Origin of the sequence: Xanthomonas sp. WHRI 6106, from assembly GCF_040202405.1 — a bacterium.
Classification (GTDB): Bacteria; Pseudomonadota; Gammaproteobacteria; order Xanthomonadales; family Xanthomonadaceae; genus Xanthomonas; species Xanthomonas cannabis.
The window spans coordinates 602,208-615,502 of the sequence record NZ_JBEGFC010000001.1 but is presented as its reverse complement, the minus strand read 5'-3'; the positions used below and the strand labels follow the sequence as shown (position 1 = coordinate 615,502).

The window sequence follows — 13,295 nt, the reverse complement described above, 5'->3', positions numbered from 1 at the left end:
AGGCGCATGCGCTGTTGCGATTCCCCATTCCCTATTCCCCATTCCCGTGAGCAAATGAAATGAGCGAACAATTCGACGTCGTCGTCATCGGTGCCGGTCCGGCCGGTTATCACGCCGCCATCCGCGCGGCCCAGCTGGGCATGAAGGTCGCCTGCATCGACGCCGCACTCGGCAAGGACGGCAAGCCCGCCCTGGGCGGTACCTGCCTGCGCGTGGGCTGCATCCCGTCCAAGGCGCTGCTGGATTCCTCGCGTCAGTTCTGGAACATGGGCCACCTGTTCGGCGACCACGGTATCAGCTTCAACGACGCCAAGATGGACGTGCCCACCATGATCGGCCGCAAGGACAAGATCGTGAAGCAGTTCACTGGCGGCATCGCGATGCTGTTCAAGGCCAACAAGATCACCCCGTACTACGGCTTCGGCCAGCTGCAACCGGGCAACATCGTCAAGGTGACCCAGCACGAAGGCGGCGAAATCGAGCTGAAGGGCACCAACGTGATCCTGGCGGCCGGTTCGGAATCGATCGAACTGCCGTTCGCCAAGTTCGACGGCGACACCATCGTCGACAACGTCGGCGGCCTGGATTTCACCGCCGTTCCCAAGCGCCTGGCGGTGATCGGCGCTGGCGTCATTGGCCTGGAGTTGGGCAGCGTGTGGAAGCGCCTGGGCGCCGAGGTCACCATCCTCGAAGCGCTGCCGGACTTCCTGTCGCTGGCCGATGCCGAAGTGGCCAAGACCGCGTTGAAGGAATTCAAGAAGCAGGGCCTGGACATCAAGCTCGGCGCCAAGGTCAGCAAGACCGAGATCACCGGCAGCGGCGATGCCAAGCAGGTGGTGCTCAGCTACACCGACGCCGCGGGCGAGCAGACCCTGACCGTGGACAAGCTGCTGGTGGCCGTGGGCCGCAAGGCCGCGACCAAGAACCTGCTGGCCGACGGCACCGGGGTCAAGGTCACCGACCGTGGCCAGATCGAGGTCGACGGGCATTGCCACACCGGCGTGGACGGCGTGTGGGCGATCGGCGACTGCGTGCGCGGCCCGATGCTGGCGCACAAGGGGTTCGAAGAAGGCATTGCGGTGGCCGAACTGATCGCCGGCCTGCCGGGCCACGTCAACTTCGACACCATTCCGTGGGTCATCTACACCGAGCCGGAGATTGCCTGGGTCGGCAAGACCGAGCAGCAGCTCAAGGCCGAAGGCGTCGCCTACAAGGCTGGCAGCTTCCCGTTCGCGGCAATCGGGCGTGCGGTCGCCATGGGCGAGCCGGCCGGCTTCGTCAAGGTGATCGCCGATGCCGAGACCGACCGCGTGCTGGGCATGCACCTGGTGGGCGTGGGCGTGTCCGAGCTGGTGCACGAAGGCGTGCTGACGATGGAGTTCAACGGCTCGGCGGATGATCTGGCGCGCATCTGCCACGCGCATCCGACCCTGTCCGAGGCGATCCACGATGCCGCGATGGCCGTGAGCAAGCGCGCGATCCATAAGGCGAACTGAGTGGGGCCGGGATTTGGGATTCGGGAGTGGGGATTCGTAAACGGCTCCCTCTCCTGACCCTCTCCCGGCAATGACATGGCGCCGGGTGAAAACCCGGCGTCGTGTTTTTCAGGCACGCTCAAAACAATCCTGCAAAGTTCATTTCGGCGGGCCTCTAGATGGCATCGACGTAGCGCGCCCGTTTTTACGAATCCCCAATCCCGAATTCCGAATCCCATGAAAAGCATCTGCGTCTACTGCGGTTCCAACGCCGGTAACAAACCGGCCTATGCCGAACGCGCCACCGCCCTGGGCACGCGCATCGCCGAGCAAGGCCTGCGGTTGGTTTACGGCGGTGGCAACGTCGGCCTGATGGGCACGGTGGCCAACGCGGTACTCGCCGCCGGCGGTCAGGTCACCGGCGTGATCCCCAAGCAGCTGGCGGACTGGGAAGTGGCGCACCGCGGACTGACCGAGCTTGAGATCGTCGGCTCCATGCATGAGCGCAAGATGCGCATGTTCGAGCTGTCCGATGCCTTCGTCGCCCTGCCCGGCGGTTTCGGCACCATGGAAGAGATTTTCGAAATGCTGACCTGGCGCCAGCTCGGCATCGGCAACAAGCCCTGCGCGTTCCTGGATATCGAAAATTTCTATGCGCCGCTGATCGGCATGATCGATCGCATGGTGGAAGAACGGTTCCTGCACCCGGATCAGCGCACCGACCTGTGGTACGGCGCCGATATCGAGCAGATGCTGGAGTGGATGCAGCACTACACGCCGGCGCAGGCGTCCAAGTGGATCGACGAGAAGCGTCGCGCGACGCTGGTGTAGTCGACGACACTTCAAGCTCACCTGGTTTCATCGCGCGCCGTCCCCGCGACGATGTGCAGCAAAACTGGCCGGCACCCGCGTCAACTCGCCGATCCACCGAGGGTGAAGTCGCTCGCCACTATCCAATCCGCAATGACTGCGCCCCGCGGCCGCAGTGCCAACCGACAGCCAGGGTCTGCCAGTCGGCCACCACGACTGCGGCAACCGGCATCGCTGCCTCGCTTAGAATGGCAGCGATGCTCGATACCCTCGCCGCTGACGCGCACCACAGCCTGGACATCAAGCACAGCCGTTTTCTGGCCCATGCTTGTGCGCTCGACACTGCGGCCCAGGCGCTGGAGATCATGCAGCGCGTCTCCACGCCCGATGCCACGCACAACTGCTGGGCCTATCGCTTTGGGCAGGATTACCGCTCCAGCGACGATGGCGAGCCCAGCGGCACTGCCGGCCGGCCGATCCTGGCGGCCATCGACGGCCAGGGATTCGATCGGGTGGTGGTGGTCGTCACGCGCTGGTATGGCGGCATCAAGCTTGGTGCCGGAGGACTGGTCCGCGCCTACGGTGGCACCGCCGCCGAATGCCTGCGCCTGGCAACGCGGCGGCCGTTGATCGCAGTCACGCTGCTCGACCTGCACTGCCAGTTCGACGATCTGGGCCTGGTGCACGCCGCGCTTGCCGCCTTCCACGCCGACAAACTGGACGAGCAGTTCGACGCGACAGGCGCAGCGCTACGCGTGCAACTGCCTGCAGATCAGCTTGCCGGCTTGAAAACGCGACTGTGCGACGCCACTCGCAATCGTGTCCACCTCTCACTTCCGGAAACCGCATGAATCAGCCAGCCGCCAGGCCCAGTCCGTTGCGGAAGCTTGGCAGCCTGCGCACCTTGTGGCCGTTCGTGCAACGCCAGCGCGGCCTGTTTGCGGCATGGCTGATTGCGCTGGCGGTGTCGTCGGCGGCCACGCTGAGCCTGCCGGCCGCGGTCAAGCGCATGATCGACCACGGCTTCTCCGGTGGCGCACAGATCAACCAGGCATTCGCGCTGCTGTTTGCGGTGGCGGTGGTGCTGGCGTTGGCCACGGCGGCGCGCTTCTACTTCGTTTCGCTGCTGGGCGAGAAGGTCGTCGCCGACCTGCGGGGGCGGCTGTACGCGCACCTGATCGGACTGGATGCCAGGTTTCACGACCGCAGCCGCAGCGGCGAGCTGGTGTCGCGGCTGTCGGCAGACAGCGAGCTGCTGCGCGGGCTGATCGGCACCACCATGTCGGTGGCGCTGCGCAGCTCGGTGACGGTGATCGGCAGCATGGTGATGTTGTTCGTCACCAGCCCGCGCCTGGCCGGCTTCACCCTGATCGGCATTCCGCTGGCGGTGCTGCCGATCGTGCTGGGCGCACGCCGGCTGCAGAAGATCTCCCGTGCCAGCCAGGACCGCGTGGCCGATGCCAATACCCTGGCGGCCGAAACGCTGGGCGCAGTGCGCACCGTGCAGGCGCATGCGCGCGAGCGCTACGAAAGCCAGCGCTTCAGCCAGGCGCTGTTTGCCGCCATCGACACCGCGCGGCTGCGGATCCGCACCCAGGCCGGGGTCACTGCGGTGGCGATCGTGTTGATCTTTGGCGCCATCGTCGCGGTGCTGTGGCTGGGCGCGCACGACGTGGTGGCCGGGCGCATGACGCCGGGCACGCTGGGGCAGTTCGTGCTGTATGCCTTGATTGGCGGCGGCTCGGTCGGCGCGCTGGCCGAGGTCTGGAACGAGTTGCAACGTGCTGCCGGCGGCATGGACCGGGTCGGCGAACTACTCGAAGAGCAGCCGGCGATCGTGGCGCCGCCCGTGCCCACGCCGCTGCCGCACCCACTGCGTGGCGCGATCCATTTCGACCAGGTGGTGTTCCACTACCCGCAGCGTCCCGACGCGCCGGCGCTGGATGGCTTCGACCTGCAGGTCAGCCCCGGCGAAACCGTGGCCTTGGTCGGTCCCTCGGGAGCCGGCAAGAGCACGGTGCTGTCGATGCTGCTGCGCTTCCATGACCCGGCCAGCGGCAGCGTGCGCATCGACGGGGTGGACCTGCGCCAGACCGACCCGGTGCGGCTGCGCGAACACATCGCCCTGGTCCCGCAGCAACCCACCCTGTTTGCTGCCAGTGCAGCCGACAACATCCGCTACGGGCGGCTGGAGGCCAGCGCGGCCGACGTGGAAGCCGCGGCCACCGCCGCGGAGGCCGATGGCTTCCTGCAGGCACTGCCGCAGGGCTACGCCAGCGAACTCGGCGAGCGCGGCACGCGCCTGTCCGGTGGCCAGCAGCAACGCGTGGCGATCGCGCGTGCGCTGCTCAAGGATGCGCCGATCCTGTTGCTGGACGAGGCCACCAGCGCACTGGACGCGCAGAGCGAGCGCGCCGTGCAACAGGCACTGGACCGGCTGATGCAGGGCCGCACCACCCTGGTCATCGCGCACCGCCTGGCCACCGTACTCAAGGCCGACCGTATCGTGGTCATGGATGCCGGCCGCATCGTGGCGCAAGGCACGCATGCGCAGCTGATCGCCGAAGGTGGCCTGTATGCCGAGCTGGCGCGCTTGCAGTTCATCGATCAATGACCCCGGCTTGATCCCGACCCGTGGGGCGATGCGCGTCGGACGAGCTGGCGCAGCGCCCCCGGCAAACTGCCCCGACCGACGTGCCCATGCCCCGCCCCAAGACCACCCTCCGCCAGCTCAGCTATTTCGTCGCGCTGGCCGATACCGGCAGCTTCACCCGTGCCGCCGACCAAATGGGCGTCTCGCAGCCGTCGCTGTCGCAACAGATCCGTGCGCTGGAAACCATCATCGGTGCGCCACTGTTCGAGCGCGGCGTGCCGGCCATCCTGACCCCGCTGGGCCGCGACCTGCTCGACCGCGCGCGCAGCATCCTGCTCGACGTCGCCGATCTGGAGGAAGTGCGCGCCACCTCGGCCGACCCGTTGATCGGCACCATCCGCCTCGGTGTCTCGCCGACCCTGGGCGCCTATCTGATGCCCAGCCTGGTCGCGCGCCTGCACCGCGAGCACCCGGCGCTGCGCGTGCATGTGCGCGAGGGTTTGCCGACCGTGCTGGCCAGCGACCTGGCCAATGGCGTGCACGACCTGATCCTGGCGCAATTGCCGGTGGCCGGACGCAGCCTGCACAGCGAGCGGCTGTTCCGCGAACCGCTGCACGTCACCATGGCCGCCGATCACCCGCTGCGCAGCAAGCGCTGGATCACCCCGGCCGACCTGTGCGGCGCCAACCTGCTCACCCTGATGCCGGAGTACCGCCTGGCCGAACAGGTGGCCACCATTGCGATGGAAGTCGGTGCCCATGTCCTGCGCGATTACGAAGGCACCAGTCTGGATGCGATCCGCCAGATGGCCGGTATGGGCATGGGCCTTGCATTGCTCCCGGACCTGTACGTACGCCAGGAAATCCGCGAAGGCGACGACGTAGTGGTTCGGCCGGTCAAAGGCGGGCGCTACTATAGGGAGATCGGTTTGCTCTGGCGGCAGGGTGCCGGTCGCGCGCCGGCCTTCGGTTTGATCGCCGATCTGCTGCGTGCGGTAGCCGCATAGGAAAATCCTATGCGCTGAATAAGCGCCGCAGCCTTGTTCCAGGGCCGGCAACTCGTCAATGTTTTACTGAACTCATCAACGGATAGCGAATGGCGGCCAAGCGGATCGGATGGCGGGAAGCGGTGGGCTGGCTGGCGGAAATCGTCGGGCCGGACATGCCGTATGTGCGTCTTGCCATGGTGTACGGCGTTGCGATCAGCTTGCTGTCGCTGGCCACGCCCATCTCGGTGCAGTTGCTGATCAACAGCGTTGCCAACACCGCGCTGCCCACCCCGCTGTGGACGCTGTCGGGCCTGTTGCTGGGGTTGCTGCTGCTGGTGACCTGCCTGAGCGCCATGCGGGTGTGGATGATGGCGTTGTTCGAGCGTCGCCTGTTCGCGCGGGTGGTGGCCGAGATCACCGTGCGTGCGGTGCACGCGCAGAACCCGTTCTTCGCCGACCAGAACCGTGGCGACGTGTTCAACCGCTACTTCGATCTGGTGGTGGTGCAGAAAGCCGTGCCCAGCCTGGCGGTCGGCGCTTTCACCATCGTGCTGCAATCGGCGGTGGGCCTGATCGTCACCAGCTTCTACCACCCGTTTTTCCTGGGTTTCAACGCGTTGCTGCTGCTCACCATCTTCTCGATCTGGATGATCTGGTCGCGCGGCTCGATCCGCACCGCGGTTGAGCTGAGCCACGCCAAGCACAATGCCGCGCACTGGCTGGAAAGCGTCGGCGGCTCCAACGGCTTCTATAAATCCAGCCGCCATCTCAATTTCGCGATGGACCGCTCCGAGGCGGTGACCGCTGCCTACGTCGCGCAGCATCGGCGTCATTTCCGCTACACCTTCACCCAGACCGTGGCGTTCCTGCTGACCTATGCGGTGGCCAGCGCGGCGCTGCTGGCGCTGGGCGGCAGCCTGATCCTGCGTGGCGAATTGTCGATCGGCCAGCTGGTGGCGGCCGAGCTGATCCTCAGCGCGGTGTTCTACGGCATTGCGCAGCTGGGCTCGTACCTGGACGTGTTTTACGACCTGGTGGCCAGCGCAGAGGAACTGTCGTTGCTTTACGCCATCCCCCAGGAACGCGCGGTGGCCGCGGCCGGCAAGACGCCCGGCAACAGCGCGGTGCGGCTGGATGGCGTGGTGATCGAAGGGGCGCGGTTCGATTTCGCGCTGGACGCCGGCGAGCAGCTGGTGACGCTGGCCGATGGCGGTGCCGAGCGCTTGCTGGCGATGGTGCTCAAGCGGCACGTGGTACCCGATCGCGGCCTGGTGATGGTGGGCGGCGCCGACATGGCCACCTTCGACATGTACCTGCTGCGTTCGGAAGTGACCGTGCTCGATCGCCCGACCATCGTGGAGGTCACCATCCGCGAATACCTGGCGATGGCCTCGGCCGATGTGACGTCCGAAGCGATGCTCGAAGCCATCGACACGGTGGGGCTGCGCGCGCGCATTGCCGCGCTGCCGCAGGGACTGGACACCCGGCTTGCCGCTTCCGGCTTCCCGCTGTGGATCGGCGAGGTGATGGCGTTGAAGCTGGCCAATGCGCTGCTGGTGCGCCCGCGCGTGCTGATGTTATCGCAGCTGTACGACCTGTTGCCCGCCGAGCGCCTGACCCAGGTGCTGCGCCGCTTGAAGGAGGCCGGGACCACGGTCCTGTTGTGCACCGGCCGGCCGGAGGACATCACCCTGGATGGCTGGTTCCGCCTGGAGCCCGAGCGCCAGCAACGTTACGCCACCCGCGCCGAACTGATCGCATCCACCCAGGAGGCAGACAATGCAGCACGCCCCTGACCGGATCGCGCACTTCCCTACCCTGGCGTCCATGCAGCCGCCCAGCATCGCCAAGGTGCTGGCGTGGATGCTGCTGATCGGCGTTGCCATCGCTGCGTCCATCCTGGCGTTCGCCCCCTGGGTGCAGACTGCCAGCGGCAAGGGCCAGGTGGTCTCGCTCGATCCCGGCGATCGCCAGCAACAGGTCACCGCCTTCGTGCCCGGCCGGGTCGAGCGCTGGTACGTGCACGATGGCCAGCATGTGTCCAAGGGGGACCCGATCGCCCGCGTCGGCGACCTGGACCCGGATCTGCTCGCCCGCCTGGCCAGCGAGCGCGCGCAGGTGGCGGCGGAAATCACCGCCATCCAGCAGTCACGCGCAGTTGCCAGCATTGATGTCGCGCGCAGCAAGCAGTTGCTGGACGAAGGGCTGGCCGGCCGTCGCGACTACGAGCTGACCCAGATCAAGGTGGCCGAGGCCGACGCCAAACTGGCCGAGTCGCGCGCCAAGCTGACCCGCATCGACATCCAGTTGAATCGCCAGTCCGCGCAGCTGGTGCGCGCGCCGCGCGATGGCCGCGTGCAGCAACTCAACGCCGCCAGCGGCAGCGCCATGGTCTCGCCCGGCACGGTGCTGGCGGTGATTGCGCCGGAGCGCGTGGAGCGCGCGGTCGAGCTGTACATCGACGGCCGCGACGTGCCGCTGATTCGTCCTGGCCGCCCGGTGCGGCTGGAGTTCGAAGGCTGGCCGGCGATCCAGTTCAGCGGCTGGCCGTCGGTGGCGCACGGCATGTTCGACGGCCGTGTGCGCGCCATCGACCCCAACGCCGCGCCCGACGGCCTGTTCCGCATCCTGGTCGAACCGCAGCCTGGCAAACCGGCATGGCCGGCGCAGGAATTCGCCCGCCAGGGCGGCAAGGTGCGCGGCTGGGTGCAGGGCGAAACGGTGCGGGTGGGCTACGAACTGTGGCGCCAGCTCAACAACTTCCCGCTGGAATTTGGCCGCCGCCCCGCCGCGACCACGCAGGAGGATGGCAAGGCCAAGCCTGCCGCCTCCAAGTCCGAAGACGAGGAGACGGGCAAGAAATGAGGCACCGTCTGCTTGTCCTGCTGATCGCACTGTGCCCCGGTGCGGCATTCGCCCAGACCGCGCCGCTGAGCCTGGATGAGGTGCTGCAATCGTCCGCCCGTTCCGCACCGCAGATCGTCGAGGCGCTGGCGAAGGTGCGCCAGGCCGAAGGCAAGGGCATCTCCGCCGACGGTGCGTTCGACACCGTGTTCGATATCGAGGGCCGCTCGCGCGAGGCCGGCTATTACGACGGCAGCACCATCGAAACCGGCGTCAAGCGGCCGTTCGAGAACAACGGCGGCTATTACTACGGTGGCTACCGCTCGTCGCGTGGGTCGTTTCCGGTCTACGAAGACAAGTCCTATACCGACCGCGGCGGCGAAGTGAAGGTCGGGGCGCTGTATGCCTTGCTGCGCGACCGCGTGGTCGACGAACGCCGCACCCGTCGCAGCGTCGCCAGCGCCGACATCAATGTGGCCCAGTACGAAGCGGAAATGGTGGCGATCGGCGTGCAGCGCCGCGCCGTGGATGCCTACCAGAGCTGGGTGGCAGCCGGGTTGAAGTTGCGCGCCTACAAGGACCTGCTGGAGTTGGCCGAGCGGCGACGCAACGCGATTTCGCGGCAGGTCACGCTGGGTGCGCGCCCAACCATCCTGCTGACCGAGAACGACCAGAACCTGGTTCGCCGTCGCGCCCTGGTGGTGCGCTCGGAGCAGGACTTTGCCAACGCCGCCAACGCGTTGTCGCTGTACCTGCGCGACGAGGCCGGCATGCCGTTGATCGTCTCCACCGAGCGTCTGCCGGCCGACACTTCCGCGCTGGAAGGGCTGGCCGGTGCCAGCAAGATCACCGCGCCGGTGGAACGCCCGGATTACCGCGCCGTGCTGACCCGCATCGATCAGGCCACCGCACGACTGATGCTGGCGCAGAACGATCTGAAGCCACGGCTGGATGTCAGTTTCGAGGTCAGCAAGGATCTGGGCGACCCGGGCGTGGGTGGCCCCAACCGCTCGCAGACCGATGCGATCATCGGTTTTCGTTTCAGCGTGCCATTGGAAAATCGCTCCGCCAAGGGCCGCGTGGCCGAAGCGCGCGCGGAGATCGAGGCGCTGGACCAACGCAGCCGTTTCCTGCGCGACCAGATTTCGGTGGAGGTGGAATCCATCGTCATCTCGCTCAATGCCGCCGAGCGCCTGGCCAAGATCGCCGACGAAGAACGCGGCCTGGCCGACCGCCTGGCTGCCGCCGAGCGACGCCGCTTCGAGCTGGGCTCGGGCGATTTCTTCCTGGTCAATCAGCGCGAGGAAACCGCCAACGACGCCCGCGTGCGCCTGATCGATGCGCAGGCGCGCATCGCGTCGGCACGCGCCGAACTGGCCGCGGCAACGGCCGACCGGGACGCGCTGCAACTGAGCCGTTGACGCGTGGCGCTTTGACCCGGGCGCACCGCCCTGCCTGGCGCCCCTGCCCACCCAGGTTTTGAGGTTTTTCGCGCAAGCGCTTGTGGGCCGCGGCCTTGGCAAGCACCCGCGTCAGCCGCGTGCTGCATATGCCCAGTCTCCGCGCCATCGCTCTTGGCGGTCCCTTGCCATCGCCGCGACCGGGCGTGGCATGAACGTGCACATCTTCCGCTGCAACGTTACCCGGTGCTCATGACATCGCGGTGCGCCCAGCGGGCTCGACCTTCCCGCTGTCACCGGATTGCGCAATGACGCCTGGGTAACACGTGGCTATGCATGCTCGGCGTGCCAGCACACGCTGGTGGTGCGGGCCGATGATCCGCACTGCGACCCTGGACTCTTTCGGAGGTGCCTATGTCTTTCCGGCAATTTCCCGCGATTGGTACAGATGGCGAGCCGTACGTCATCATCGAATTCCGCGACGAGCACGCATCCGCATCCGCATCCGAGACGCACGCCGCGCCACGTTATGAGCTACCCGATGGCCGCCATCTGCAGCGGCAGGGCCAGCGCTTCGTGACCGAAGGCGGCGAGCTGCAGCTTTCTATGCCTTGAGACGGCGTTGATCATTTTTTGATCAGCCCACCAGCAGCCCTTGCCGCGCAAGGGCTGCGCCCGTTTATCCACAATGCTTGTGCAGCATTCATCCACACCCTGTGTGGATGGAACCGTTGGCGGCCTCCTGTACTTCGCGCAGCCACTGTCTTAACGCACGCAACAACTGCGCGGCCCATGTGTACGCTCGAGTGCGCTACGGTGAACGCGCGAGCATCGGACAATGAACCGACAGTGCGTCAACCGCCGGCGCGATCCGACCGTTCCAGGACGCGCCCGATGCCACTGCGGTCGATCTCGCTCGCGGCTTGGGTCAGCCCCACCCGGTCGCTGTCGGGCTCGAAGCCGATCCGGAAGTGCAACTCGCCCACCGGCGTACGCGAGGAGTGGATCGACGACAGATTCACCCCATGCTGCTCAAACACATGCAACAGCGCGCGCAGCGAGCCAGGCTGGTCTTCCGGCAGGTATACGCTCAGGGTCAATGGCTCGGTGAGATCTGCCAGCAGATAGCCCACCCGTTCGTAGGTGTAGTTGCCCGCGGCCAACGCGTCGTGTTGCAGGGCCTGCGCGTTGTCGTGCAGGAACCGGGCCCGAAACTGCGCGCGTGCAGCATCGTCGCCCTGCGCGACGAGTGCACGCAGCTGTTGCAGCTGCCGGACCAAGCGGTCGAGCATTTCGCCCACGTACGGGTTGCCGAACTGGATGTCTTCGTAGATCGCGGGGTTGAGCGAGAGAATGCGCGCGATCACCGCCGTGTCCAGCTCGAACGATGCCGAGCGATACGGCATCAAGGCCTGCAACTGGCCCAGCAGCGGCGCGTAGTCGCGCAAGGTGCCGGCCTGCGCCAGATGGGTGGCATGCACCATCGCCTGCACCAGCGCCATCACCCGATCATGGTGCTCGGGCGTGGCGTAGACGCATTCGGCCTGCAGGGCCGTGCACAAGGCCTGTACCCACGTGGTCCAGCGCTGCAGGCGCGCTTCGCACACCACCATCACCCGCCCCTTCAGCGTGGGCGACTTGGGTGGCGCAGTCATCGGATGCAGGCCGACCACCTCGGCCGGCGATGCCAGCATCGCCGCTACCGGCGCCTGCTTGATCGAGGTGACATCCATCCACAGCTGCGATGCCGCGCGCGCGCCGGCAAGCGCGACATAGCGCTCGATCAAGGCGGCGGTGTGGCGAATGGGCGCGGAAAAAATCAGCACGTCCGCTCGCTGCGCCAGGGCGGCTTCGTCGATGCCGCCACTGTCGGCAGGATCGAAGCCGATCACTTCCAGCTGCATGCGGGTGCGCAGGAACTGCGCCAGCCAGCGTCCGTACGCGCCGGCAATGCCGACAATGCCGACGACCGGCTGGGGAATCATGCCAGGCGCTCGACGGCAAAACGCGGCGATGCCGCGAGCGCAGTCGGCGCGGCGGCCAACACGTCGAACTCTTCGTACCCCGCCGCCAAGGTCGCCTCCAGTGCGCTGTGCACGCCACTGAGCGCGTGGCCCACCGCCTGCTCGAACGGTACATCGCGCAGCAACAAGCCGATCAGCAAGGCCATCAGCACATCGCCAGTGCCGGCCACGTCCACTGGCAGATGCGGGCTGGCCCAGCGATAGACCGCCTCCGTGCTGACCGCCAGGGTGACCAGCTCGCCTGCTGCACCGGCCACACTGTGGGCGAGCACCCACTGCGGCCCGCGTGCCAGCAAGGCACGTGCGGCGGCGATGGCATCGTCTTGCTGCAGGCTGGGCAGGCCGGTCAAACGCCCCAGTTCGAAGGCATTGGGCGTCACCAGCCAGGCGTGCGGCAGCAAACGCTCGGCGAACACGCGCTCCAGCCCGGGTTCCACATAAGGGCCGGTGTGCGTGTCGCCAATCACCGGATCCAGGCAATAACGCAGCTGCGGCGCCTGCGGCAGGGTGTGCTCCAGCCAGTCGGCGAAGGCCTGGCCATTGGCCAGGCTGCCGAAATAGCCGGACACCAACATGCGTGCACGCTGCGGCAGGCCGCGTTCGGTGGCGCCCAGCAACAAATCCGCCAGCCAGTTGGCTGGCAAGATGCGCCCGCGCAGGGTCGCATAGAACGGCGCGTTGCTCAGCAGCGTGGTGGGCACTTCGGCCACACGCAGCCCCAGCGCGCGCAACGGCGGCACCGCAGCGCTGTTGCCGGCGTGCCCGTAGACTAGTTGCGACTGCACCGAGATCACATCGATCGGCGAAGGACCGTCGGGGCGCTGGCGGCGACCGTGGACGAGGTGGCTGTCGGTGGCATCGCTCATGGGGTGGCCGTCTTCGAAGAGATGACGCCATTATCCTCCGCAATGCGTGAGCGGATACGCGGGGAGTGTATCAATGTGATCCGGCGTGTACGGATGGCACGAGATGGCAGCGGTGCTTGATGCATTGCCGTACCGAGCGCGATCGATCATTACCAAGACCGCGCCGGGTGTGTCCATGGTAATGCGAGGGCAGTGGCTGCCACGTTCGGCCATCAACTAAGGGACGCCAGCCGCTGATGCACCTGCAGGCTCGCCCTCATCCGCCCTTCGGGCACCTTCTCCCGATGGGAGAAG

General features: G+C 66.8%; 11 protein-coding genes. 9 read left to right on the top strand and 2 right to left on the bottom strand.

The genetic code is table 11. The annotated features are described in order from the left end of the window. Window positions 1-59 precede the first annotated feature (59 nt). The 9 genes from lpdA to ABQZ09_RS02725 all read left to right on the top strand — a co-directional run bounded on the left by lpdA (window position 60) and on the right by ABQZ09_RS02725 (window position 10,726). The gene (gene lpdA, locus ABQZ09_RS02765; protein WP_047696720.1) at window positions 60-1,496 is read left to right on the top strand and encodes a dihydrolipoyl dehydrogenase; all 1,437 of its coding nucleotides are present in this window, start codon (window positions 60-62) and stop codon (window positions 1,494-1,496) included. A gap of 216 nt (window positions 1,497-1,712) precedes the next feature. Beyond that, the gene (locus ABQZ09_RS02760; RefSeq protein ID WP_039403243.1) at window positions 1,713-2,306 is read left to right on the top strand and encodes an LOG family protein; all 594 of its coding nucleotides are present in this window, start codon (window positions 1,713-1,715) and stop codon (window positions 2,304-2,306) included. Between the two features lie 227 nt (window positions 2,307-2,533). Continuing rightward, window positions 2,534-3,136 carry an IMPACT family protein gene (locus ABQZ09_RS02755; protein ID WP_184552134.1) on the top strand — a complete coding sequence of 201 codons (603 nt, stop codon included), beginning with the start codon at window positions 2,534-2,536 and terminating at the stop codon, window positions 3,134-3,136. Next, window positions 3,133-4,899, top strand: a complete 1,767-nt coding sequence (locus tag ABQZ09_RS02750) for an ABC transporter transmembrane domain-containing protein (RefSeq protein WP_349776057.1) — start codon at window positions 3,133-3,135, stop codon at window positions 4,897-4,899. Before ABQZ09_RS02755 ends, ABQZ09_RS02750 begins: the two co-directional genes overlap by 4 nt. A gap of 86 nt (window positions 4,900-4,985) precedes the next feature. Beyond that, the gene (locus ABQZ09_RS02745) at window positions 4,986-5,885 is read left to right on the top strand and encodes a hydrogen peroxide-inducible genes activator (protein ID WP_349776056.1); all 900 of its coding nucleotides are present in this window, start codon (window positions 4,986-4,988) and stop codon (window positions 5,883-5,885) included. An 89-nt stretch (window positions 5,886-5,974) separates the two neighbouring features. Continuing rightward, a complete protein-coding gene (locus ABQZ09_RS02740; protein ID WP_039403256.1) occupies window positions 5,975-7,663 on the top strand; it encodes an ABC transporter transmembrane domain-containing protein in 1,689 nt (562 codons plus the stop codon). Beyond that, entirely contained in the window at window positions 7,647-8,732 is a 1,086-nt protein-coding gene (locus ABQZ09_RS02735) for an efflux RND transporter periplasmic adaptor subunit (protein ID WP_184552136.1), read from the top strand. The genes ABQZ09_RS02740 and ABQZ09_RS02735 overlap by 17 nt, the downstream gene beginning before the upstream one ends. Continuing rightward, window positions 8,729-10,132 carry a TolC family protein gene (locus ABQZ09_RS02730; RefSeq protein ID WP_349776055.1) on the top strand — a complete coding sequence of 468 codons (1,404 nt, stop codon included), beginning with the start codon at window positions 8,729-8,731 and terminating at the stop codon, window positions 10,130-10,132. The genes ABQZ09_RS02735 and ABQZ09_RS02730 overlap by 4 nt, the downstream gene beginning before the upstream one ends. Window positions 10,133-10,525: 393 nt before the next feature. Further along, the gene (locus ABQZ09_RS02725; protein ID WP_349776054.1) at window positions 10,526-10,726 is read left to right on the top strand and encodes a hypothetical protein; all 201 of its coding nucleotides are present in this window, start codon (window positions 10,526-10,528) and stop codon (window positions 10,724-10,726) included. A gap of 239 nt (window positions 10,727-10,965) precedes the next feature. Here the strand turns inward: ABQZ09_RS02725 and ABQZ09_RS02720 are convergent, their stop codons facing one another. Further along, window positions 10,966-12,096, bottom strand: coding sequence for a prephenate dehydrogenase (locus ABQZ09_RS02720; RefSeq protein WP_349776053.1), 1,131 nt, complete (start codon window positions 12,094-12,096; stop codon window positions 10,966-10,968). Beyond that, window positions 12,093-13,001 (bottom strand): pyridoxal kinase, encoded by a 909-nt coding sequence (gene pdxY / locus ABQZ09_RS02715; protein WP_349776052.1) that lies wholly within the window; start codon window positions 12,999-13,001, stop codon window positions 12,093-12,095. Before pdxY ends, ABQZ09_RS02720 begins: the two co-directional genes overlap by 4 nt. Between the last annotated feature and the right edge of the window lie 294 nt (window positions 13,002-13,295).

Coding starts and splice junctions, on each gene's coding strand:
- lpdA (WP_047696720.1), top strand. CDS start 60: ATGAGCGAACAATTCGACGTCGTCGTCATCGGTGCCGGTCCGGCCGGT.
- ABQZ09_RS02760 (WP_039403243.1), top strand. CDS start 1,713: ATGAAAAGCATCTGCGTCTACTGCGGTTCCAACGCCGGTAACAAACCG.
- ABQZ09_RS02755 (WP_184552134.1), top strand. CDS start 2,534: ATGGCAGCGATGCTCGATACCCTCGCCGCTGACGCGCACCACAGCCTG.
- ABQZ09_RS02750 (WP_349776057.1), top strand. CDS start 3,133: ATGAATCAGCCAGCCGCCAGGCCCAGTCCGTTGCGGAAGCTTGGCAGC.
- ABQZ09_RS02745 (WP_349776056.1), top strand. CDS start 4,986: ATGCCCCGCCCCAAGACCACCCTCCGCCAGCTCAGCTATTTCGTCGCG.
- ABQZ09_RS02740 (WP_039403256.1), top strand. CDS start 5,975: ATGGCGGCCAAGCGGATCGGATGGCGGGAAGCGGTGGGCTGGCTGGCG.
- ABQZ09_RS02735 (WP_184552136.1), top strand. CDS start 7,647: ATGCAGCACGCCCCTGACCGGATCGCGCACTTCCCTACCCTGGCGTCC.
- ABQZ09_RS02730 (WP_349776055.1), top strand. CDS start 8,729: ATGAGGCACCGTCTGCTTGTCCTGCTGATCGCACTGTGCCCCGGTGCG.
- ABQZ09_RS02725 (WP_349776054.1), top strand. CDS start 10,526: ATGTCTTTCCGGCAATTTCCCGCGATTGGTACAGATGGCGAGCCGTAC.
- ABQZ09_RS02720 (WP_349776053.1), bottom strand. CDS start 12,096: ATGATTCCCCAGCCGGTCGTCGGCATTGTCGGCATTGCCGGCGCGTAC.
- pdxY (WP_349776052.1), bottom strand. CDS start 13,001: ATGAGCGATGCCACCGACAGCCACCTCGTCCACGGTCGCCGCCAGCGC.